Origin of the sequence: Mycobacterium sp. 141, assembly GCF_000382405.1 — a bacterium.
GTDB lineage: Bacteria > Actinomycetota > Actinomycetes > Mycobacteriales > Mycobacteriaceae > Mycobacterium.
This window is the reverse complement of sequence record NZ_KB908276.1, coordinates 24,672-45,268: the sequence shown is the minus strand read 5'-3', so window position 1 is coordinate 45,268 and position 20,597 is coordinate 24,672. Positions and strand designations below refer to the sequence as shown.

The window sequence follows — 20,597 nt, the reverse complement described above, 5'->3', positions numbered from 1 at the left end:
TTTCGTAGCCCGCTCGGGTTCCGTATGATGGTAATGATAATCGTTATCAAAAGGGAGGCCAGCGTGAAAGTCAGAGCGTCCATCAAGTCGCTGAAGAACCAGCCCGGGTCACAGGTGGTAAAGCGTAAGGGCAGGGTCTACGTCATCAACAAGCTCAACCCCCGTTTCAAAGGGCGCCAAGGCTGACTTGGCCGATCCTCGATGAGGCCACCGCGGCCGTCGCTCCCGCGAATGACTGCCGCACCCGCTAGCCACTGACACGGACGCCGGCAGCGACGAATAGTGCGGCGTCTCTTGCAGATCCGGGGCCGACGGGCAGCAATGTCACGTCTGGAATGCAACGCGTCAGTTCCGACAGCACTTGGGAGAGTTCCTCCACTGCGGCTGCCACCGGCAAGTGGATCCCACAAAGACCGACAGTGGGTCGACCGTCAGTCAGGAGAAGAACTCTCCGCCTTGGTAATTCGTCCTCTGCGAGTGCGTCGATCGCAAGACGAAGTGCGTGAGCCAAAGGTGTGCCGCCGCCGGTGTGCGCGGCCACAAGTGCGTGCCTGGTTCGGGCGAGGCTTGTCGAACGCTCGACGACCACACGGGCCCGTTGCCCCGCCGCGACGATCACCGACACAACACCGCGGCGCGCAGCAATGGCGGCGACGGCCTGGTCGGCAGCGGCGCCGGCAAGGAGCATGCCGGCGTGGCCGAGCGAGGAGGAGCCATCAACGACGATGACCGTGTGGTGGCCCCCGCGGCGGCGGCGTATCGCGCCCCGCAAGTCCTCGCGAGTCAACCCAGGTGCTTCGGTGTCGATCTCGGTACTGAACGCCCGACGCCACGCGGCACGACGCAAGGACGGTATCACCGCAATACGTCCACCGGCACGCTCCGGCGGCACCACCCTCACGACCGGACCGTGCTCCGGAGACGGACTGTGCGCACCGCGGCTGCCCCGCAGATGCGATTTGGTGTTTCGCCGACCGCGCGGCGGAGACGCACTCAGCGCGCACTGCACGCGTAGCTCACCGGAGCCGAGCGCTCCGCCTAAACCCTGCCCCTCACAATCTTCTTGCGGGACAACCAAACCCTGGCTCTGCGCTTCTGAGTCCGAGTTCGAACCGCGCTCGGGAACCCGATTCGATTCCGCCTCTCCGCTCGCATCGTCTGCTGAGAGTGGCATTTGGGACACCGACACCTCCGCTTCACCCCGTTCGGCGCTATCGTCTACATCCAAGTCGGCACGCTGAGCACCCGGGTCGGTTGGTTCTGTCGGCTGTACGAGATCCTGGTTGGCGTCGTACGCCTGGTCTTCACCTCGCGCATCGCGATCACGGTCCGGGTCGTCATCTGTAGGTGGCGACGCCTCAAGGTCGGGCTCTGCCCGCATCGGTGACTCCTGGCCGACATCCTCCCCGGCCTCCGATTCCGTACCGGGTCGTGCCTCCGCTGTCTCTTCCGCATCGCTGTTCGGATCGGTTCGCGCGGTGCTCTCGCGCCGAGGATCCGCGACGACTGTGCGCACCACCCACAGTGGATCGCTGCATCCCCCGCTGTGCAGGCCGACCGCCAAACGCGTGGCGGCCACTTCGATACCGTGGTCTCGGATTCCTGCGGCCTCCAGCAATCGCACGGTCGCAGCGACAAGGTCCGCAGGTGACCGCACCACCTTTCGGGGATAGCCCGATACGTCACCGCAGTGAAGGACGGCTGTGCAGCGGCGCATCAGGGCGGGGTGCACACTGGCGGCATCCCATGCCAGCGCGACGACGCGGTCACCATCGAAACCCACCAGATCCTCGGCACCGACTGCTTCGGCGTTTCCGAACGCACGGTCCGCGGTGGGGGCGAGCGAGCGGTAGACGGTCTCTGCGAAAAGTGGATCACCAGTACACAACACGCCGAAGCGATCCCCAGCATTCCACCGCGCGATCACGTCGGACTCCGGGCCCGGCGCGGGTTGATCCCGATTCATCCTGCGACGCCGAGAACACGCGCCGTAGCGAGTTTGACGCGAGCAGCCGGAGCCGTAGCTCTTTCGGCGGGTTGCCTCGGGGTGCGGTGGCGCAACGCCGGGATCGCTGCCAGCGCAACGTCGGAATGCGTCACCTGCCTGCGGCCGCCCAACGCTGCCGTCGCCCGAGCGGCCCGGGTCAGCACCAGATCAGCGCGGTGGCCGACTGCGCCGGACTCGACGCATACGTCGACGATCTGGCGCAGAACCCGCTCGGGAATCTGCACGTCCTCCAACGCGTCACGCGCCGCGAGCAGCCGGTCGGCCAGTCGCTGCTCGCTATCCAGCCACTCACGTTCGAACTTCTCGGGATCGTCCTCGAAACTCAGACGACGACGAACGATCGCCAGACGCATCTCCACGTCGCTGATGGTGCGCACAAAAGTGGCCAGGCCGAACCGATCCTCCAACTGCGGCCGCAGCTCGCCTTCTTCGGGATTGCCGCTGCCCACCAACACGAAACGTGCCGGGTGTGTGTGGCTGATGCCATCACGCTCCACACGGTTTACTCCAGAAGCAGCCACATCGAGGAGGATGTCGACAAGGTAATCGTCGAGCAAGTTCACTTCGTCGATGTAGAGGAAGCCCCCGTGTGCTGCGCCGAGGATGCCCGGTGCGAATGTCACCTCACCGTGGAGTGCTCGATCGATGTCGAGGGATCCGAGAACTCGGTCTTCGCTTGCGCCCAGGGGTAACTCAGCGACCGGCAACTGCGCGCCGGCGCGCTCGAGCAACGCTCCCAAGGCTCGGACGGTGGTGGTTTTCGCCGTGCCGCGGTCACCGATCGCCAACACGCCTGACACTCCGAGGTCGATGGCACACAGCAGCAAACAGTGCTTCAGCTCCTCCTGCCCGAGCACTGCGGTGAACGGAAAGACGGTCATGTGTCTTGCTTATCCGCCATCCGTCATGCAATCGAGGCTTGGTAGATGGACTCGATTGACGCGTTGAGTGTTTCGTTGAACTCATTGTCGCTTTGATGCGCGGTAAGTCCGTCGAGTAGCGCCCGGCTGAAGCTGGCGATCAGTCCGGGGTTTCTACGCAATCGGTCGTTGGCGTCATCGCGGCTGTATCCGCCCGAAAGCGCCACAACCCGTGCGACATTGGGGTGAGAAATGAGATCGTCGTAGAAACCGTCGACGGTCGGGATGGTTACTTTGATACCAACCTTCGCGCTGCCCAACGACGAAAGCTTCGCCAGGAGTTCGGACTTCAACAATTCTTCAGCCGATGCCTTGTCAGGCGTGTTGACATCGACCTCTGGTTCCAGGATCGGCATCAGGTCGGCGGCGAGCACGCGTTCGCCCAGCTCGAACTGCTGCGCAACGACGGACGCTATGCCTTCGGGATCGGCAGCGTGGATCACGGATCGCTCCTTGGTGCCGAACACACCCTGGTTACGTGCCCGGACCAGCAGATCGTCAAGACCCGGAATCGCCTTCATCAACTGGACGCCGGATTGCTCTGCCTCCAAGCCCTTGTCGATCTTGAGGAACGGGACGATGCCCTTGACCTCCCACAAGTAGACGGCGGGATCCTTACCGTCGATCGGGCGGTCGAGCGTGCCCTCGAACAGGATCGCACCGAGTACCCGATCTCCGTTGAAAGCGGGGCTGGTGACGATGCGGGCGCGGGCCTGGTGGATGAGGTCGAACATCTCCGCCTCCGACGAGTAGCCCGACTCGTCGATACCATAGTCGCGCAACGCCTTCGGGCTGCTGCCACCACTTTGGTCGAGAGCAGCAACGAACCCTTTTCCCTGCTCGAAACGACGCATCTGCTGCGGATCAGGCATTTAAACCTCCTCGGGGGCTGTGAGCGCAATTACGCTGCCAGCACCAGCTTACTGATAATGATTTTCAATAAGTGTAGCGGTAGTCGGCACCGCAACGATCGGGTTCCAGGAAGACCTTCGAGCGCACCCGCCCACTGTCGGCGCCATGGCCCGTCGGCGTGGCCCGACTCCTGGTCTGGCGGGCCGGCTGGATGGCACGCAATAACCACGATCAGGCCGCAGCACCTTGATCCGTTCACAGCGATCTCGCGGCACGCACTATTCGCACACTTACCTACGCGACCTACTTTCGGAACGTGTAGCAGGCTCACGCAAGGAAGGAAAGTTGCGCCATGAAGTCAACACTGCCGATGGTGGCACTGGGTGTAGTGGCCGCGGGCGTCACGTTCGCCGCAACGCTGGTGCACCCGGCGCCCGCCTCCGCCGCCGGCCCTGCCGCGAATACCGTTAGTTGGAGCCAGGATTGGCCCCACCGCGGCTGGTATCACCCCGAGTGGGGGGCCGGATGGAACAACGGATACCCCGCGCCCGGCTGGATACCTCCTGCCGGTTGGTATCCGCCGTCCAACTGGACCCCGCCGGCCGGTTGGTATCCGCCGCCCGGTTGGGCGCCGCCCCGTGACTGGGTGGGGCCTTGCGCTGGACCACTTTTCGATCTGTTCCATCCACTGCGCTGCGCGTGATACCAACGTCTATGCTGCGGCGCGGCGCTCATCACCGCGCCGCAGCATCTCACCGACCGACTCATCACCCCGTTGGGACGTTGAAGGGCGGTTGGGCGGCGATCCAGTTTTCACCCTCGGCTGCCGCACGCTCCAATGCGCCGTATTCGCCCAGATAGTCCGCAACCGCGCCGATCCACGGCACCATGCCGAAGTACCGGAAAATCTTGCGGGGCTGCGGCCGTTTGCCGAGTTCGTCGCCGACAGCATTCAGGATGCCGGCCAGGTGCCAGAGTTTACCGAGCAACGGCAGGTCCGGTGATTCGGTCGACGAGTCATCCGAACCCGTTGCAGCGGAATCCTCGTCGATCTCACGTGAGCACAACACCGACGCCAACAGCCGCACCTGTGTCGACTGGTCGGTGATCCCGTACTCCCGTGCGACGGCACACAGCACCAGGGTCTGGCTGGCGAATCCGAACAGATCCTGAATGGGCAGCCGATCGGCGAAAATCCCGAACGCCCCGGGAAACGCGACCAGAACAGTGTCGATCGCGCCGACCCTGCGCACCCACCAGTGGATCCGGGCTGCACGGTCCTTGCGTTCCCACGAGCGGGTGCCCGGCACGTCGACGCAGTCGAGCATCTTGGCGGCGAGATCGAGCACGACATCAGCGCACCCCCCGCCAGCCCCGGCATCTTCGCTCCTCGGGGGCGCACCGAGATCGTGGGTGCGGCGCCGCAACCCGAGCGGATCGGCTTCCGACAGCATGTCGAGAATGACGCCGGCCACATTCACAGCCCGCCGCAGTGCATCTGCGACCTCGACGTCAGACAGGTGTGCTTTGGGCAACACGGAAAGTCCCATACCGCCATTTTTACGGGTCAACCCGAGCCGTGTCCTGCCAGTACCCTCCGGTCAAGTCCAGGCAAGTACCGCCACCTCAACCATGGCTGCCCTGCCGCCGGAACGGCGCAGCGTCACCAAGGCGCTGACCACCGTCGATGACGAACGTCTCCCCGGTCACCCAACCCGCCGCGTCGGACACCAGGAACGCGATGGCCGAAGCGACGTCCTCCGGTTCGCCAATGCGCCCCAACGCGGTGACCAAATTCAATTGGCCCTCATACTCTTTCCACAACGCCTCGGCGAGCTTGGTGCGCACCACACCGGGGGCCACGGCATTGACGCGCACCGTGGGCGAGAGTTCCAGTGCCAGCTGTTTGGTGAGGTGGATGAGCGCGGCTTTCGACGCGTTGTACAGGCCCAGGTTCGGCTCGAATCCCATACCGCCGATGGACGCGGTGTTGACGATGGAACCACCGTTGCTCGCCCATCCAGGCCCGGGTGGCCAACGAGGTCCACAGAATCGGCGCCCACAGGTTGACCTCGAAGGTTTTGACGAACCGGATGTGGTCCTGGTCGATGAGCGGACCGAAAGACGGGTTGGTACCGGCATTGTTGACCAGGATGTCGATGCTGCCGAATCGTTCCAACGTCAGGTCGATGCACCGCGCGGCAGCTTGTTCGTCGACAGCGTGCGCGGCGACACCCAGAGCGTTGCCTTCCACTTTGGCCGCTGCGGCGTCGGCGGAGTCCTGCCTTCTCGAGGTCAGGACCACATTGCCGCCGGCCGCGGCAATCGCTTGTGCCGCAGCCAAACCGATACCACGGGAGCCGCCGGTGATGATCGCGGTGCGGCCGGTGAGATCCAATCCGCTCATGCCGATGCCCCTTCCCGGTACTGACGGGCGCGGTCGGAAACATCGAACTGTGACATGAAAACTCCTGAATTCGTCGTCAACCGCCGTCCACGCCAGCGTATGACCTGCACGGTGCCGACGGGTTCTCCGACCACGAGGGCCGGCTGTGAAACGGAGTCCGGCCAACGCGGATCGGTCACGACATCGCCCGCACCTAAACCTTATCGTGACCTTAGTTACCTCTTATTTTTCTTAATATCGGTGTACGGTTGCCCTATCCGGTTGTCGCGGCGGCTGAGCGCACCCATGCGTTTTGGCCCCCTACCAGCGAAAGGAACCGAATATGCAGAGCCAACGGATCGCTCTGGTGACCGGTGCATCGCGAGGCATCGGAGCCGAAATCGCACTCCAGCTCGCGCATCCTGACATCCATGTGGTGGTGAACTACCGGTCCGACGCGGACCGAGCGGACTACGTCGCGGACGCCATCCGCTGCGCCGGTGGGCACGCCTCGACTGCCGGGGCCGACATCTTCGACGAAGCGGCCGTCGCTGCGATGATCGACGACATCGGAAACCGCTTCGGACAACTCGACATGCTGGTACTCAACGCATCGGGCCGGCTGCAGCACTGCGCCGAGCCGGGCACCGCAATGCACCTCAACCGTGACGCGCAGCGACGTCTGGCGCGACTGGCCCTACCCCTGATCCCCGCTGGAGGCCGCATCGTCTTCGTCACCAGCCACCAGGCACACTTCTATCCCCACAAGGCAGTGCCGAAGGGTTACGCAACCGTCGCTGCCGGCATGCGGGCCGGAGAGACCACTCTGTACGCGATGCGCAAGGAATTCGACCGGCACGGGATCAACTTCACCGTGGTGTCCGGCGAGATCATCTACGAAACCACCATCGACTTCGCCGCAGCAGTCGCCGACGCCGCAACTTCGCCCAGCCACCCCAGCATCGTCTACGTCAACGGCTCCGATCACCACATGCACCAACCCGTCTAGCCCGGTCCACCGGTGCGGTGATCATCGTCCTGGCGCGGAGGTCCCAGCCGGTTCACCGTGTCCATTCAGGAGATCTTCAGCCGGAACCACCTACGGTGGTTCCGGCTGCGGTCGTCGTTGACCGCGTCGAACATCCACTCGCCCGAACATGGCTGCCCCATCGAGTTCTGGCGAGGCGTCGACGGCAGAAGGGAACTTTGCGTGCCACACCTCAGTTATCTGGAGGCACTCGTCGTCGGCGCGCTACAGGGCGTCACCGAACTGTTCCCGGTGTCCAGCCTTGGCCATTCGATCCTCATCCCCGCGCTCGTCGGTGGCCAGTGGAGCCGCGATCTCGACGTATCCGCACCCGAATCCCCGTATCTCGCATTCATCGTCGGACTGCACGTCGCGACTGCGCTGGCGCTGCTCGTATTCTTCTGGCGCGACTGGGTCGCCATCGTCCGCGGCCTGATCACATCCATCCGCTACCGACACATCGTCGAGCCCAACGAGCGGCTCGCATGGATACTCGTCGCCGCAACGATTCCCGTGGGCGTCGCCGGCCTGGCGCTGGACCACCTCTTCCGCACGACACTCGGAAAGCCCGTACCGGCCGCTGTGTTCCTCGCCGTCAACGGTGTGGTTCTCTACGGGGCGGAACGACTGCGCCGTCGCACGAACGCGATGACTGCGGCCGATGCACCCGGAGCGGCCGCATCGAGCAATCTGCTCACCACAGCGGATGTGCGCATCAGTCGGATTCCCCTCGCTCGCGGTGTGATGATCGGCTCCGCACAGGTGCTGGCACTGCTACCGGGGATCAGCCGGTCCGGTGTGACCATGGCTGCCGGTCTCCTTCGCGGCTTGTCACACGAGGACGCCGCGCGGTTCTCGTTTCTGCTCGCCACACCTGTGATCCTGGCTGCGGGCATGTTGAAGATCCCTGAACTGTTCGGCCCGCAGGGCACGGGGATCGGGGCTCAGGTGCTGGTCGGCAGTCTCGCTTCTTTTGTCAGCGCCTATGTGGCGGTGCGTTTTCTGACTCGGTACTTCGAAACCCGAACCCTCACTCCGTTTGCGATCTACTGCCTCATCGCCGGCATCGGCAGCCTCCTCTGGCTCACGGTGAGATAGCGAGCCGTCGGATCGGTGGGGTTCGGGTCACGGCAAGTCGAGTAGCTCTTCGTAGAATCCGCCGTAGCGATGCTCACGGTCGACAAGATGCACCTCGAGGATCCAATGACACTGGTTGCCGGCGCGGTCTTTTCGACGCATCGGACGGGTCGAGCCGGGAGCGACGTAGGACTCGATGTCTTCGCCATCGATCTTTTCGTGAGGAAACTCGCCGACCAGATGGCCGGCGATGATTCCGCCGAAGTCCCAACCGACGTCGCGGCTCATGGCGACGACGAAGTCGTACAGTTCTTCGCCGGTCACATCGGGTTCCTTGCGGAAGAAGTCCCGGCCGGCCACCCAGACTTGAGGCAGCCGGTCGAGCAATTCCAGCTTGCGAGGATCGTCGCCGAGCACATACGTTCGGCCGAAATCGGCCTCCCACTCCTCGAATATCGGCCCGAAATCGAGGAAGACCACGTCATCCTCCGCCAAATGACGATCGGGCGGGCTGCCGCGGAAAGTCTCCAATGTGTTGATCCCCGAACGGACAATGCGCTTGTGCCAGTGTCGGGTAATGCCGAACATCTCGGCTGCCAAGTCCCGAATCTCGTCGGACAGGACCCGCTCACCGACACCGGCACGCACCAAACCTCGATCGGTGATCTCCTCGAACAGCTTCGCCGCCATCCCTTGGGCCTCGATGAGTTTCTCGGCTCGGTGAGCCTCGTCCACGCTCGGTCGATCCATTGCTCGATGCTATCCCCGGCGGCCGGCTGCCCAGCGGAGACGGCAAGGTACACGTGAAGCGCCGACCGAATGTCGGTGGGCGTTACGTCGTGTTCGCGTCCAGTGCTACTTCGGTGTCAGTTGCGAGACGTTGATGCACCGTGAGCAGCACGTGGTCGTAGGTCGACTGGTCGACAGTCTCGCGAGCGATCTCGCGCAGATCGGTACTCAGCTGCTCGGCAAGGACACGTAGCTTGACGTTGTGCTCCTGGGACAACCACTTGAGCACATCGAACGCCACATCTTCGCCTACGTTGTAGACGAGCATCAACATGCCCTTGACCTGCTCGATGCGGGCTCTGCTGTTGGCGATCTCCGCTATCCGCGCAGTGACGAGGTCCTGCCGCCGGCGCTCGGCTTCGAGCCGCTGATGCTCCGCGGGTGTCACGTCGACATAGAAGCCGTGCGTGCCGATCACCGCGCCGTGGTCATCGAAGAACTGATCTCCGATCACGACCACCCAGTGCACTCCGCCGGCAGTGTCGATGATGCGGTGGCGGCTGCTCAGCGCACCGCGGGTGTTCGTGATCGCCTCGATGGCGTGTGCGACCTTGTCGCGGTCCTCGGGATGCTTGTGTGAGAGCACCAGTTCCGTCGTCGGCGTCACCGTCCCGGGCTGATAGCCGTGCAGGCGCGCAACCTGCGCCGACCACTCCCAGCGCTGTTCATCGAAATAGAAGCGGAACCAGCCCATCGGAGATGACCCCTGGTCGACAAGCTCCTCTGTCACCACATCAATCACATCGACATGCGCCACGCCTGCAAGCTCGGAGACGCCAGTCCCGGGAGTGGAAGCGTCTTCACCAGCAACAGCCATGACCACATCCTAATTACGGTGCGTCACCCGAGCCCCGACTTCAGGGCAGAAGCTAGCAAACCAACAGGTTTCGACCGCAGCGGCCGGCGCTCGTATCGGTCGATGTAGAGATGAGTCCGATGACTCGCCGCGGGATGGCGGCGCGTTGCCGCCACCCTCGGCGGTACTTCGCGGTGGTCTCACCCCCTTCCGACAATCGCTACTTACCGGCCCCGCCGGAGCGGCCGCGGCAGATCACGCGTCGATGGATTCCCTGGCCGGTGAATCGGCGTCGATGATCTTGGTGCCGCGGGGACGATCGACAACGATCTTGCGTGGCTTTGCCTTCTCCGCCACCGGGATCCGCAGCCGCAGGACACCGTCGTTATAGCTCGCGGCGATCTTGTCGGTGTCCAGGTTGTCTCCGAGGACCAGCTGGCGCGAGAACACGCCCCGGGGGCGCTCCGTGGCCAGCATCTCCCGATTCGGATCCACCGCCGCACGCTCGGCACGCACCGTCACCACATTGTGCTCGATGTCCAGGTCCAGCGAGTCCACCGCAATGCCAGGCAGATCGAACTCGACGATGAACTCCTCACCGTCACGCCAGGCGTCCATAGGCATGATCGCCGGGCGTGCGGCGGTGCCGAGCACCTGTTGAGTCAAGCGATCCAATTCCCGGAACGGATCAGTACGCATCAGCATGGTGGTCACCTCCACGCATCCTTTCATGTTCTGAACGGGAGCCGACTGGTAATCTATGCCAGTCAGCACAGATTTTATATAGCACTACGCAGGATGCGAGGCAAGTAGGTGGCGACTCGAGATTTTGCGCAACCCAACAGCCCCCGCCCGGCGTCGGGCCGCGACTCCCCCACGCATGTCACACCGGCCCCCAGCCACGGTGTTTACGGCATCTCCGTCGCCGCCGAGCTATCCGGCACCGCCACCCAATCACTGCGCCTCTGGGAGCGCCATGGGTTGCTCACCCCAACCCGTACTGACGGAGGCACCCGGCGCTACAGCACCGACGACCTCAATCGGATCCGGCGCATCACGACGTTGGTGGCCGCCGGAATCAACATCGCCGGCATAGCCCGCATCCTCGACCTCGAAGATGACAACACGGAACTCCGCGCCATCATCGATCGACGCAAGTAAGGGCCCACTTCCTCGCCGACCTTGACGGCCCACCACCGATTCCCGGGCCATGATGAAACTTATGAACGCGAACCTGAGAGGAGCCGGCTTGCCAGATCGGCGGGTATTTCGATCGATTCACATCGCGATGGTGGTGGCTCTGCTCGCCATCGCGCTTGTGTGGGGCCCCGGTGCCGGTCGCGCCCACGCGGCCGTTGCATCGACCGCCGGCGATGCCATCGCCCTCGGCGACCCCGCGGCGCCGGGCCGGATAGAGCTCTACCTCGACCCCCTGTGCCCGTTCAGCGGGGAAATGATCCGAGACCAGGGGGCTGAGATCGGCCGGCGCATCGAAGCCGGCAAGCTTCACATCGACCTCCGATTCGTCAATTTTCTCGAAAAGTACTCGGCAAGTGGCAGTTACGACAGCCGTGCAATCTACGCAGCGTTCATCATTGCCGACTATTCGCAATCGAGCGACATCACGTGGCGCTTCATCGAACAGATCTATGCCGCCGATCAACAACCGAAAGAAAAGGGTCCGACAGACCTCGGCAACGATCAGCTCGCCGACCTGGCCGACCGTGTCGGCGCGCCGCAATCGGCGCAGGACATGATCAGACTCGGGCTACCCATCCCCTACGACGCGCATGCCATCGCGGCAAACAACCTCGCACTCCTCAGCCAATTCCCCGAACCTGGTGTGCCACTTGTCGTTATCGACGACAAGACCGCCGACGGGAACTCCGACTGGCTCGACCGGCTTCCGCGCTGACACCGTTGGCGATACAGGTCGGGTTGATCAGTACACACTGATAAGCCTAGCCTGATGATATGCGGGCAAGCCGGGAGACCGAGCAGGTGGCGCGGGCATTGTTCCTGTGCATGGGCTTGCTGCGCAGGCGGCTACGGCAGAATCCCGTTGCCGACGTTCTGACATTTCCACAGATGGCCGCATTGAGCAGGCTCGACCGTGGCGGCCCGGCAACAGGAGCCGATCTGGCTCGGCAAGAGCAGATCAGTCCGCAGTCGATGGGCGCCACCATCGGTGAACTCGAAGCTCGAGGGTTCATCACACGGCAGCCCGATCCGACCGATGGAAGGCGAATCCTTCTGTCCATCAGCGCCTCCGGTAGGCGCGAAGTCAACCGCAGACGCGATGCACGGGTCGAACAGCTCACCGCGGGGTTGGCCGATTTCACCGACGCCGAGATTGCCCAGATCGCCGCGGCAGTGCCCCTGATCGAACGACTTGCCCACCGCCTGTAGATGACTGTCCACGAGCAAACTACCGAAACCCGCGACAACTACCGCTGGGTGGCGTTGACCAACACCACCGCGGCGGTCTTCATGTCCGCACTCGACGGATCGATCGTGATCATCTCGCTGCCGGCGATCTTCCGCGGCATCCATCTGGATCCGTTGGCGCCCGCCAACATCGCCTATCTGTTGTGGATGATCATGGGCTATCGGTTGGTCCAGTCGGTGCTCGTGGTGACACTGGGCCGGATCGGTGACATGTACGGACGGGTCCGTGTGTACAACCTGGGTTTCACCGTCTTCACCTTCGCGTCGATCTTGCTGTCGTTCGACCCGCTCGACGGCGTCGCGGCCGCGCAATGGCTCATCGGCTGGCGGCTGCTGCAGGCTGTCGGCGGCTCCATGCTGACGGCCAATTCCGCCGCGATCCTCACCGATGCCTTCCCAGCCGATCGTCGAGGTTTCGCCCTCGGATTCAACCAGGTGGCGGCATTGGCCGGCCAGTTCATCGGCTTGGTCGCCGGCGGGCTGTTGGCAGCCTGGGATTGGCGGGCGGTCTTCTGGATCAACGTGCCGGTCGGGATCTTCGGCACCGTCTGGGCCTATCGCCGGTTACGTGACAACGGTGAACGCCACCGCGGACGCATCGACTGGTGGGGCAACGTCACTTTCGCCGTCGGCCTGTCGGCGGTGCTGATCGCGATCACCGCCGGAATCCAGCCGCACGGCGGACACACCACCGGATGGCACAGCCCATTCGTCCTGTGCACCTTGATCGCCGGCATCTTGCTGCTGATCGCATTCGTCGTCATCGAGTCCCGCGTCGCCGAACCGATGATCAGGTTGAGCCTGTTCAAGATTCGGGCTTTCAGCGCCGGCAACGCGGCCACGCTGGCCTCGGCGCTCGCCCAGGGCGGCCTGCAGTTCATGCTCATCATCTGGTTGCAAGGGATCTGGCTACCGCTACACGGCTACGACTACGCCGACACCCCATTATGGGCGGGTATCTTCATGCTGCCGCTGACAGCAGGGTTTCTCATCGCGGGTCCGACCTCGGGTGCGCTGTCGGACCGCCTGGGAGCCCGCGGTATCGCCTCGGCCGGCATGGTGCTGTTCGGGCTGAGCTTCGTCGGACTGCTGTTGTTGCCCATCAATTTCCCATATTGGGCGTTTGCCGCGCTGATCGCGCTGAACGGTATCGGCAGCGGCATGTTCGCCGCACCCAACACCTCGGCCATCATGGGCAGCGTGCCACCCGCTGAGCGAGGCGTGGTCTCGGGGATGCGTGCAACGTTCCTGAACAGCGGAACCGCGCTGTCGATCGGAGTGTTCTTCTCGCTCATGGTCGTCGGTCTGGCCGGCAGTCTGCCGGGGGCAATGACGACAGGTCTTCAAGACCGAGGGGTGCCGTCTGCGGTCGCGCAAGAAGTGGCCGCGCTTCCACCGGTTTCGACACTGTTCGCCGCGGTGTTGGGCGTCAATCCGCTGGAGCACCTCTTGACACCGAGCGGTGTCCTCACGACACTGCCGCCCGCCGATCGCGACGCCATCACCGGTCGCGAGTTCTTCCCGCATCTGATCAGCGACCCATTCCATCATGGGCTCACGGTTGTCTTCGGGGTGTCGATCGGTCTTGCACTCCTGGCCGCCTTCGCGTCACTGGCCCGGGGCCGCGTCGGCGACCACGACACGCTTAAGTGATGCGAAGAGGCTGGGCTACAACGGCCGTCCGGATCTCGTGTCGAACACACCGCTGGCGACGACATCGAGGCGCACCCATCCGCGGTCGGGCTGCTGCAGTGCCACCTCCGTGGGCACCAGAGGTGCCTCTGGCTGGTTTACCGTCATCGTTGTTGAACCGCCCGCCATGTGTTCCAACTCAAACCACCTCGCGCATCTGAATTTTGCCGACCCCGCGGATGCCGTCGTTCACTCGGCGAGGTCGTTGCTATGTGACTGATGTGCGCGCAAATCCATTGAGAAAGCTGCCCAGTCGCCATCCTTCGCTGTCCGCAACAATGAGTGGTGCTCGGACATGACACGGTCGGGATCCCGGTTGACGATGGGACTGCGCAGAATCGACACATACTGACGGTCTTGCAGCCGATCGTAGATCGACAACATGATGGAGTTTCCCGCCAACTCGACGAACGCACGGTGAAACTGCATCGCCAGAGTCGCGAAGCCGGGAAAATCTCCGTCGTCCAATGCCTGCTGCTGCTGTTGCAGATTTGCCGCGAGCCGGTGGCCGAGGACCTCGCGGGCGCCGGAGTCTGCCAGTTGCACACCCGCCGACTCGAACGCGTGTCGCACCTGCGCCGATTCGCGAACTTCGTCGGCACTGAGCTCGCGTACCAGTGCGCCGCGTTTCGGATAGATGGTGACGAACCCCTCCTGCTGCAGGCGTCCCAGCGCCGCGCGTACGGGGGTTCGACTCATCGACATCGACGTCGCCAACGTCGACTCGCTGAGCATGGAGCCTGGCGCGAACTCACCTCGAATGATGGCAGCACGAATGTCGGCATAAGCGCGCCCCGCGGCGTTGACCGCCGTCTCGTCGCCCATCACACTCCCCTGCCCCTGCCACGCGCTGGCCGGAGCCATTGGGTCAAGTCGCCGCCGATCGTAGCCGCCCGCCCCAACCGATTCCGACTTGCGACTATCTCAAATGCAACTAGGATACTAGATCGCCGTCGCCGATCTCCGGGCACAGCCGACACCAACGACCCCCGAGACGACAGGCCGCTCGAACCCAACCGAGAAGGGTGACGTCATGTCACAAGCGGATCGCATGCCGCTCAACAAAATCGAGCTTCTCGGCCGAGAGCGAGTCGAGAAGAACCGCTGGAGCGACGACGACGTCCGGCGAGTCCAAAAACGCACTTTCGGTGTGGTGATCATCAGCCAGATCCTTGGCGGCGCTGGTCTCGCCGCAGGAGTGTCGGTGGGCGCCCTGCTGGCTCGGGACATGCTCGGGGCAGAGAATGTGTCGGGCGTGCCAGCCGCACTGTTCACGCTCGGGTCGGCGTCAGCGGCGTTTCTAATCGGCCGTCTCACGCAGAGGTCGGGCCGTCGGATGGGGCTCGGTCTGGGATTCACGGCGGGTGGTCTCGGTGCTCTTGGTGTGGTGGTCGCCGCCGCCAGCGCAAACGTCGTACTGCTGTTCGGGGCACTATTCGTCTACGGGGCCGGTACCGCGACCAACCTGCAAGCCCGCTACGCCGGCACCGACCTGGCCGAACCAGCCAGACGCGGTACGGCGATCAGCGTGGCGTTGACGGCGACAACGGTGGGCGCCGTCGCTGGGCCAAACCTGATCGCCCCCATGGGAAAAGTCGCTCTCAGCATCGGAATTCCGGTATTGGCCGGTCCGTTCCTGCTCGCTGCCGTTACCTACGCCGCCGCGGGACTGGTTCTCATCACGATGCTGCGCCCTGACCCGTACTTTGTCGCCCGTGACATCTCCGAGGCGTCGGCACCAGAAGTCGAGCGTCTATCTACCGCTGCGGATCTGCACCCGAAAACCGGCGCCTACGTGGGCGCCATGGTGATGGTCGTGTCCCAAATGGCGATGACAGCGGTCATGACCATGACGCCGATACACATGCAAAGCCACCACCACGATCTGTCAGCCGTGGGCATCGTGATCGGATTCCACATCGCGGCAATGTACTTGCCGTCATTGGTGACCGGCGTTCTGGTCGACAAGGTCGGGCGATCGGCGATGGCGGCAGCCTCAGGTGTCACCCTGCTCGCGGCGGGCCTGGTCGCCGCACTAGCCCCCGGACCGTCACTGGCGTGGATGATCACCGCACTGATCCTGCTCGGCGTGGGCTGGAACTTCGGTCTGATCGCGGGCACCGCCTTTGTGGTCGACGCGACCGACCCGACCAACAGACCGCGAATCCAAGGGACCATCGACGTTGCCATCGCGGTCGCCGGAGCGGCCGGTGCGGCGTTATCAGGCGTGATGATGGCGAGCACCGGCTACGCGGCACTGTCACTCACCGCCGGGCTCGTCAGTCTCATCCTGGTTCCCACGCTCCTCTGGCACCGTCGAGTCGGCTGATGGACTTTCCTTCTTTCACATCGCCCGCGGGGTGTCGACGAATCCGGCGGTTAGTTTCCTTGCGGGCGAGCCGCTTTCGCACCCAACGGCCCGAAGCAGGCCGACCCGGCCGTAACTCCAAAACGGTGGGCGACACCTCACCCCCAGTGACCGACATCATCGTGCGCTGGCGGTTGAAGTGCCCTCGTTGACCGGGCCGCACCCCGTGGGCACCTGCCACCGGCGGTGGAACGCTTGGCCGTAACCGCGCAACTCGTCGCGAGCGACCGCGATGGCCACGTGAATCTCGTTGCTGCCGTTGCAGTATGTGCATCTCATGCCGCTCAGCGGTATAGATTGGGCCACCCGTCGGCGTCGATCTGCCGCCGCGGGTACCGTCCTTGAGGACGAACGGGAAGCTATCGCGTTCGGCTTGATGGAGCCCTCCGAGAAATCGGGGAAGTCTGGAAAACGCAGACGATGAGTTCGGGCTCGGCACGCCGTGGCGACTTCCACGTCTCGACTATGAACTGCATACCGGTGACATATGTGCGGTGAGAGATTCGTCAGCGCCATGCCTGGCCTGGAATTCTCTGATGACGATCATGGACACTGCAATTCACTCTCTCCGCCATAGGGCATATGGGCTTCAGACGATGTCGATGACGAGCGCTGACGGACTCGTGCCCAACTCGACGGCCAACCGGGCGAGAACGGTCACCGTGCACCCACGGCATCCGTTCTCCAACTGGTTGAGGACTAAACGGTCAATGTCGGCGCGTTCAGCCAGGGCTCGCTGGCTCAGCCCCACCTTTTCGCGGCGTAGTCGAATGTTGGCCCCAATCCGGGCTTGGACAGTCAGTTCGTCAAACTGTTCGGCCTCGTGCATCGTCGTCCTCTAGTCAGCATCACATGTGTGTTGCCCGTAGTCTCCAAACCTAGAGAGCAGCATCGCCTTGGAATGAGTGTCACCAATCGCGTACTGCCAGTACGTATCGAGATTTCGTCGTTGTTTGAGCGTGCTCCAGATAGGTAGGCGATCTGTCACCGTTGAGCGCCAGACCGCGACCAAAGATGCAGTACTCCAACGATTTCCGGATAGTAAATCCCGCCGAGCGGATACAGATCGCCGCACCGGAGACTACCCGTGCAGCTACTTCCCACGACTGCATCGCCGCCAGATGCTCTTCATTTCTCCCGCCGCCATCGCGGGCTTGTTCAGCCGGTCGGACCGCTTCCAGATGCGCTGGGCTTCGCGAGCGTGGTCGTAATGGCAGACCTCCTTGCTCGGATCTACGGCCCACTGATGCCGCCTCTACTGGCCAGTTGTTGCCCAGGAGGCCGACGCAAAAACGAACCAAGTGCGAACGACCGTGGAATACCCAGCTGAGGTATAGTGTCGCGCACGATAATCCGTCCTTACTGGGAGCTCCACTGTCTCCGGCCCCACTGGCGTGTCATAGTCGCCAGCGGACCAGTCGGGGTGCTCGGTCAGCTAGCGACCGAGAAGTGGGTTCCGCTTTAGATCTGGATTTCGCTGCGGTCCCCGTTCCAGAAAATGTCGAATCTTTGACCTGGCTCGGCTTTGGTGTGGCCATAAGTGTGGGCGCCGAGGAGGTCCCGCCAGCCTTCGGTGAGGCTGACGTGCTCAACATTTCAGGATGCGACGAGCTGGCTTGTCAGCCAGGGCCGGCCGCACCTGCCGCCACACCTCGTACACCGCGTCGTGCACGCGCCACGTGGCCGAGCCGAGGATGCGCACCACGAGAATCCCGCTGCGCACACTGGCGCCTGCATGGATCGTTTCGTCGGCGCTGAGTGCCTGTTCGACCTGCGCGGCCAAGCCATCGTCGGGGTGCCCGTAAACCACGATCGTGCCCAGTACGCAATGCCCGCCCCAAGTCCGCGCGATCTTGGGTATGTCGGCCCCCTCGGCAATCAGGTTGTCGAGGTACCGCGGGACACCGTCGATATCTACCTGGAAGCGAGATCGTAACGCGGTAAAGCCAAACAGCTCATCGCGACGGAAATGTACCCGCCCCGCCACCATGACTTCGGCTGCGAACAGCCGCGAGGGCGAGGTCAAGCAGAACCGGGTGTCGCGCACGGCCCGGCACCCTGCATACGGGATCACCTCGTCCGGTACGTACTCCAGCAGGGCGTTGGCGCCCACGTCGAAGCGGTAGGACTCCGCGGAACTGCCGCCACCCTCGCTGCGGTAGAACTTGGTGGCTTCGGTGGTGGTCACCAGCGCCCGGGTGCCCGGCTCCATGGTCAGGTGAAACCGCCCGCTGTCGCCTTCGACGAATCCGCCGCCGGAGTTCTGCACCAGAAGAAACGGTTGGTCATCGTTGTCCTGATAATGGGCACCGTGCCACTGGTAGGGGATTCGCCGAAACGTCGGTTGTAAGCGCGTCTTGCCGCGTTCGACCATGGCGCGCACCACCAGCGACCCGTGTTTGCCTATCTCACCGGACGAGTACGCCGATGCGTCCAAGGTCGCCGTCGTCATCGCGGCAATGCTGCGTCGAGAAACATGAGATCGCGTTCGATCCACGCGATCACGTCGTCCAGGCCCTGCTCCGACATCAGATCGGTGAACAGGAAGGGTCGATCCCCGCGCTGCTTGATCGAATCCCTGCGCATCACATCGAGGCTGGCGTGGACCATCTCGGCGAGGTCGATCTTATTGATCACCAGCAGATCTGACTTGGTGACCCCAGGCCCACCCTTGCGCGGAATCTTGTCACCGCCGGAGACATCGATGACGTAGATGTGCGCGTCGACGAGATCGGGGCTGAATGTCGCCGCCAGATTGTCGCCACCGCTTTCGACGAAGATGAGGTCGAGATCCGGATGCCGGCTCACCATGGTGTCGACGGCATGCAGGTTCATCGAGACGTCTTCGCGGATGGCGGTGTGCGGACAGCCGCCGGTCTCCACGCCCATGATTCGATCGGGAGGCAGCGCACCACTGCGGGTGAGGAATTCGGCGTCCTCGCGGGTGAAGATGTCGTTGGTGATGGCCGCGACCGAATGGTTGGCCGACATCTTGCGGGCCAGCCGCTCAATCAGCGCGGTCTTGCCGGAACCGACGGGGCCGCCGACGCCGAGGCGAATCGGTTTACGCATTGGAGCAGTCCTTTCAAGAAATGCAGAGACGCGTAGTCAAGCGCTCGTGGCGCATGCTGGCAATCTCTAGAAGTGGTGTCATAGAACAGATTTCGTCAAGAGACATGATGGCGGCGGCCCGCTCCGCACAACGCTGCACCAAACCGCGGCTGTCTGCCAATAACGCCTGCACGTCTCGCTGACCGAGGGGCAGCAAACGACCCACCACACCCACCAGATTCGAGTACGCGGTGAACAGGTACGCGTTCAGGGCGGTCTTTCGAGGAACGCCGTGTACGTCGGCATACACCCCGAACACGATGGCGGCGTGCCCGGCCGCGGTGCCGGCGCGGACCGCGGCCGCGTAGTCCTGCACCTGGGTGCCGAAGGCCTGTTCGACCGTGCGTAGCGTCGCGCGGCCGGTCACCGAACTGGCTTCCAAGGGCTCTTTACCGGACTTGATCGCGCTCAAGATGTGGTCCAACGCGAGCAGGTCGTCGAAGCGTCCGAGACGGTGCGCGTCATGCGCCAGCCCGACGGTCACCCCCTCAGAGGGCGCCACACTGAGCTCCAGCCATTGATCAGCCCACTCGCACAACGACTTTCGATCGACGATCAGCTCACTGTCCAGCAGGGTCTCGAAGCCCGCCGAATGGGCATAGGTGCCCGAGGGGAATGCCGCACTGGTGACCTGCAACAGATACAGCAGCCCCTGGTCATCAGTCATGCGAATGTCCGCCCACCGCCTTAATGCGTCGCCCGACCAGGGGAGCCGTCGTACGCGTGTAGGCGATCCCCGCCTCGTCCAATGCCTGCCCGGTGGAGTGCTCGTACGGTGTCCGCATGGCATCGTCGCTGAAGCGAACGGGCCGGTGCAGGTTGCCCATCACGAAAGCGGCGGTCCCCCAATCCCTTGCCGTTGCAGGCGACACCACCAGGATGTCCTCGTCGCAGGCCTGGACGACTACGGCCACGTGACCGTCCATCGCCAGCACATCGCCGTCGTCGAGGTCGGAACCGCGATCCAACGAGATACGTACCTCACGGCCGCCTTCCGAACGCACCTTCATATGCCCGCGGGCGCGTTCGTCGGCGGTGAGGATCACCGGATCGATCTCTACGCTGTCCCTCGTCTCTATCGACCCGAGTTTTGCGGTCACCACATTATTGGTGTTCATGGAAT

The 20,597-nt window shown here is 63.5% G+C and carries 22 protein-coding genes and 1 pseudogene; 9 read left to right on the top strand and 14 right to left on the bottom strand.

What is annotated here, in order from left to right; translation table 11 throughout:
- Positions 1-63 precede the first annotated feature (63 nt).
- Positions 64-186: a type B 50S ribosomal protein L36 gene (gene ykgO, locus H276_RS0120735; RefSeq protein WP_026256513.1), complete on the top strand. Its 123-nt coding sequence runs from the start codon at positions 64-66 to the stop codon at positions 184-186.
- Between the two features lie 61 nt (positions 187-247).
- On the opposite strand, the gene H276_RS0120730 is transcribed toward ykgO, so the two are convergent.
- The 3 genes from H276_RS0120730 to H276_RS0120720 are packed head-to-tail and all read right to left on the bottom strand — an operon-like array spanning position 248 to position 3,800.
- Positions 248-1,966, bottom strand: a complete 1,719-nt coding sequence (locus H276_RS0120730) for a VWA domain-containing protein (RefSeq protein ID WP_019973203.1) — start codon at positions 1,964-1,966, stop codon at positions 248-250.
- Complete coding sequence (locus H276_RS0120725; protein ID WP_019973202.1) at positions 1,963-2,889, bottom strand: ATP-binding protein; 927 nt, start codon at positions 2,887-2,889, stop codon at positions 1,963-1,965. The genes H276_RS0120730 and H276_RS0120725 overlap by 4 nt, the downstream gene beginning before the upstream one ends.
- A 23-nt stretch (positions 2,890-2,912) precedes the next feature.
- The gene (locus tag H276_RS0120720; RefSeq protein WP_019973201.1) at positions 2,913-3,800 is read right to left on the bottom strand and encodes a fructose bisphosphate aldolase; all 888 of its coding nucleotides are present in this window, start codon (positions 3,798-3,800) and stop codon (positions 2,913-2,915) included.
- Between the two features lie 332 nt (positions 3,801-4,132).
- On the opposite strand from H276_RS0120720, the gene H276_RS24295 reads away from it, so the two are divergent.
- Positions 4,133-4,483 (top strand): hypothetical protein, encoded by a 351-nt coding sequence (locus H276_RS24295; protein WP_081625518.1) that lies wholly within the window; start codon positions 4,133-4,135, stop codon positions 4,481-4,483.
- 64 nt (positions 4,484-4,547) lie between these two features.
- Here H276_RS24295 and H276_RS0120715 read toward each other — a convergent pair whose 3' ends face one another.
- Positions 4,548-5,330 (bottom strand): hypothetical protein, encoded by a 783-nt coding sequence (locus tag H276_RS0120715; protein WP_019973200.1) that lies wholly within the window; start codon positions 5,328-5,330, stop codon positions 4,548-4,550.
- A gap of 76 nt (positions 5,331-5,406) precedes the next feature.
- Positions 5,407-6,187 (bottom strand): annotated as a pseudogene (locus H276_RS23380) (SDR family oxidoreductase).
- A gap of 322 nt (positions 6,188-6,509) precedes the next feature.
- On the opposite strand from H276_RS23380, the gene H276_RS0120705 reads away from it, so the two are divergent.
- Entirely contained in the window at positions 6,510-7,175 is a 666-nt protein-coding gene (locus H276_RS0120705; RefSeq protein ID WP_019973197.1) for an SDR family oxidoreductase, read from the top strand.
- Between the two features lie 201 nt (positions 7,176-7,376).
- Positions 7,377-8,291: an undecaprenyl-diphosphate phosphatase gene (locus H276_RS0120700; RefSeq protein ID WP_026357254.1), complete on the top strand. Its 915-nt coding sequence runs from the start codon at positions 7,377-7,379 to the stop codon at positions 8,289-8,291.
- A gap of 27 nt (positions 8,292-8,318) precedes the next feature.
- Here H276_RS0120700 and H276_RS0120695 read toward each other — a convergent pair whose 3' ends face one another.
- The 3 genes from H276_RS0120695 to H276_RS0120685 form a co-directional block, all read right to left on the bottom strand.
- Entirely contained in the window at positions 8,319-9,020 is a 702-nt protein-coding gene (locus H276_RS0120695) for a M24 family metallopeptidase (RefSeq protein ID WP_019973195.1), read from the bottom strand.
- Between the two features lie 82 nt (positions 9,021-9,102).
- Entirely contained in the window at positions 9,103-9,753 is a 651-nt protein-coding gene (locus H276_RS0120690; RefSeq protein WP_155943202.1) for a PAS and ANTAR domain-containing protein, read from the bottom strand.
- Between the two features lie 357 nt (positions 9,754-10,110).
- On the bottom strand, positions 10,111-10,560 hold the full coding sequence (locus H276_RS0120685) for an Hsp20/alpha crystallin family protein (protein WP_026357252.1): 450 nt from the start codon (positions 10,558-10,560) through the stop codon (positions 10,111-10,113).
- 210 nt (positions 10,561-10,770) lie between these two features.
- Here H276_RS0120685 and H276_RS0120680 point away from each other — a divergent pair, with 210 nt between their 5' ends.
- From H276_RS0120680 to H276_RS0120665, 4 genes are all read left to right on the top strand, one after another.
- Entirely contained in the window at positions 10,771-11,016 is a 246-nt protein-coding gene (locus tag H276_RS0120680; RefSeq protein ID WP_026357251.1) for a MerR family transcriptional regulator, read from the top strand.
- 127 nt (positions 11,017-11,143) lie between these two features.
- On the top strand, positions 11,144-11,770 hold the full coding sequence (locus tag H276_RS0120675; protein WP_019973191.1) for a thioredoxin domain-containing protein: 627 nt from the start codon (positions 11,144-11,146) through the stop codon (positions 11,768-11,770).
- 59 nt (positions 11,771-11,829) lie between these two features.
- Positions 11,830-12,264 (top strand): MarR family winged helix-turn-helix transcriptional regulator, encoded by a 435-nt coding sequence (locus H276_RS0120670; protein WP_019973190.1) that lies wholly within the window; start codon positions 11,830-11,832, stop codon positions 12,262-12,264.
- Positions 12,265-13,956, top strand: a complete 1,692-nt coding sequence (locus H276_RS0120665) for an MFS transporter (RefSeq protein ID WP_019973189.1) — start codon at positions 12,265-12,267, stop codon at positions 13,954-13,956.
- A gap of 228 nt (positions 13,957-14,184) precedes the next feature.
- On the opposite strand, the gene H276_RS0120655 is transcribed toward H276_RS0120665, so the two are convergent.
- A complete protein-coding gene (locus H276_RS0120655) occupies positions 14,185-14,820 on the bottom strand; it encodes a GntR family transcriptional regulator (RefSeq protein ID WP_036461490.1) in 636 nt (211 codons plus the stop codon).
- A 208-nt stretch (positions 14,821-15,028) separates the two neighbouring features.
- On the opposite strand from H276_RS0120655, the gene H276_RS0120650 reads away from it, so the two are divergent.
- Positions 15,029-16,324 carry an MFS transporter gene (locus H276_RS0120650; protein ID WP_019973186.1) on the top strand — a complete coding sequence of 432 codons (1,296 nt, stop codon included), beginning with the start codon at positions 15,029-15,031 and terminating at the stop codon, positions 16,322-16,324.
- Between the two features lie 628 nt (positions 16,325-16,952).
- On the opposite strand, the gene H276_RS0120640 is transcribed toward H276_RS0120650, so the two are convergent.
- The 5 genes from H276_RS0120640 to H276_RS0120620 form a co-directional block, all read right to left on the bottom strand.
- On the bottom strand, positions 16,953-17,192 hold the full coding sequence (locus H276_RS0120640) for a helix-turn-helix domain-containing protein (RefSeq protein ID WP_019973184.1): 240 nt from the start codon (positions 17,190-17,192) through the stop codon (positions 16,953-16,955).
- Between the two features lie 759 nt (positions 17,193-17,951).
- Complete coding sequence (locus tag H276_RS0120635) at positions 17,952-18,815, bottom strand: urease accessory protein UreD (RefSeq protein WP_019973183.1); 864 nt, start codon at positions 18,813-18,815, stop codon at positions 17,952-17,954.
- Positions 18,812-19,435 carry an urease accessory protein UreG gene (ureG, locus tag H276_RS0120630; RefSeq protein WP_019973182.1) on the bottom strand — a complete coding sequence of 208 codons (624 nt, stop codon included), beginning with the start codon at positions 19,433-19,435 and terminating at the stop codon, positions 18,812-18,814. The genes H276_RS0120635 and ureG overlap by 4 nt, the downstream gene beginning before the upstream one ends.
- A gap of 13 nt (positions 19,436-19,448) precedes the next feature.
- Positions 19,449-20,141: an urease accessory protein UreF gene (locus tag H276_RS0120625; protein ID WP_019973181.1), complete on the bottom strand. Its 693-nt coding sequence runs from the start codon at positions 20,139-20,141 to the stop codon at positions 19,449-19,451.
- A complete protein-coding gene (locus tag H276_RS0120620) occupies positions 20,134-20,592 on the bottom strand; it encodes an urease accessory protein UreE (RefSeq protein WP_081625517.1) in 459 nt (152 codons plus the stop codon). The genes H276_RS0120625 and H276_RS0120620 overlap by 8 nt, the downstream gene beginning before the upstream one ends.
- Positions 20,593-20,597 lie beyond the last annotated feature (5 nt).

What these genes read in the sequence shown, in the direction of transcription:
- H276_RS0120635 (WP_019973183.1), bottom strand. Translation starts at nt 18,815, where the DNA reads ATGACGACGGCGACCTTGGACGCATCGGCGTACTCGTCCGGTGAGATA.
- H276_RS0120720 (WP_019973201.1), bottom strand. Translation starts at nt 3,800, where the DNA reads ATGCCTGATCCGCAGCAGATGCGTCGTTTCGAGCAGGGAAAAGGGTTC.
- ureG (WP_019973182.1), bottom strand. Translation starts at nt 19,435, where the DNA reads ATGCGTAAACCGATTCGCCTCGGCGTCGGCGGCCCCGTCGGTTCCGGC.
- H276_RS0120650 (WP_019973186.1), top strand. Translation starts at nt 15,029, where the DNA reads ATGTCACAAGCGGATCGCATGCCGCTCAACAAAATCGAGCTTCTCGGC.
- H276_RS0120685 (WP_026357252.1), bottom strand. Translation starts at nt 10,560, where the DNA reads ATGCTGATGCGTACTGATCCGTTCCGGGAATTGGATCGCTTGACTCAA.
- H276_RS0120715 (WP_019973200.1), bottom strand. Translation starts at nt 5,330, where the DNA reads ATGGGACTTTCCGTGTTGCCCAAAGCACACCTGTCTGACGTCGAGGTC.
- H276_RS0120640 (WP_019973184.1), bottom strand. Translation starts at nt 17,192, where the DNA reads ATGCACGAGGCCGAACAGTTTGACGAACTGACTGTCCAAGCCCGGATT.
- H276_RS0120625 (WP_019973181.1), bottom strand. Translation starts at nt 20,141, where the DNA reads ATGACTGATGACCAGGGGCTGCTGTATCTGTTGCAGGTCACCAGTGCG.
- H276_RS0120690 (WP_155943202.1), bottom strand. Translation starts at nt 9,753, where the DNA reads ATGGGCTGGTTCCGCTTCTATTTCGATGAACAGCGCTGGGAGTGGTCG.
- H276_RS0120655 (WP_036461490.1), bottom strand. Translation starts at nt 14,820, where the DNA reads ATGGGCGACGAGACGGCGGTCAACGCCGCGGGGCGCGCTTATGCCGAC.
- H276_RS0120725 (WP_019973202.1), bottom strand. Translation starts at nt 2,889, where the DNA reads ATGACCGTCTTTCCGTTCACCGCAGTGCTCGGGCAGGAGGAGCTGAAG.
- H276_RS0120665 (WP_019973189.1), top strand. Translation starts at nt 12,265, where the DNA reads ATGACTGTCCACGAGCAAACTACCGAAACCCGCGACAACTACCGCTGG.
- H276_RS0120620 (WP_081625517.1), bottom strand. Translation starts at nt 20,592, where the DNA reads ATGAACACCAATAATGTGGTGACCGCAAAACTCGGGTCGATAGAGACG.
- H276_RS24295 (WP_081625518.1), top strand. Translation starts at nt 4,133, where the DNA reads ATGAAGTCAACACTGCCGATGGTGGCACTGGGTGTAGTGGCCGCGGGC.
- H276_RS0120705 (WP_019973197.1), top strand. Translation starts at nt 6,510, where the DNA reads ATGCAGAGCCAACGGATCGCTCTGGTGACCGGTGCATCGCGAGGCATC.
- H276_RS0120695 (WP_019973195.1), bottom strand. Translation starts at nt 9,020, where the DNA reads ATGGATCGACCGAGCGTGGACGAGGCTCACCGAGCCGAGAAACTCATC.
- H276_RS0120730 (WP_019973203.1), bottom strand. Translation starts at nt 1,966, where the DNA reads ATGAATCGGGATCAACCCGCGCCGGGCCCGGAGTCCGACGTGATCGCG.
- H276_RS0120670 (WP_019973190.1), top strand. Translation starts at nt 11,830, where the DNA reads ATGCGGGCAAGCCGGGAGACCGAGCAGGTGGCGCGGGCATTGTTCCTG.
- H276_RS0120675 (WP_019973191.1), top strand. Translation starts at nt 11,144, where the DNA reads ATGGTGGTGGCTCTGCTCGCCATCGCGCTTGTGTGGGGCCCCGGTGCC.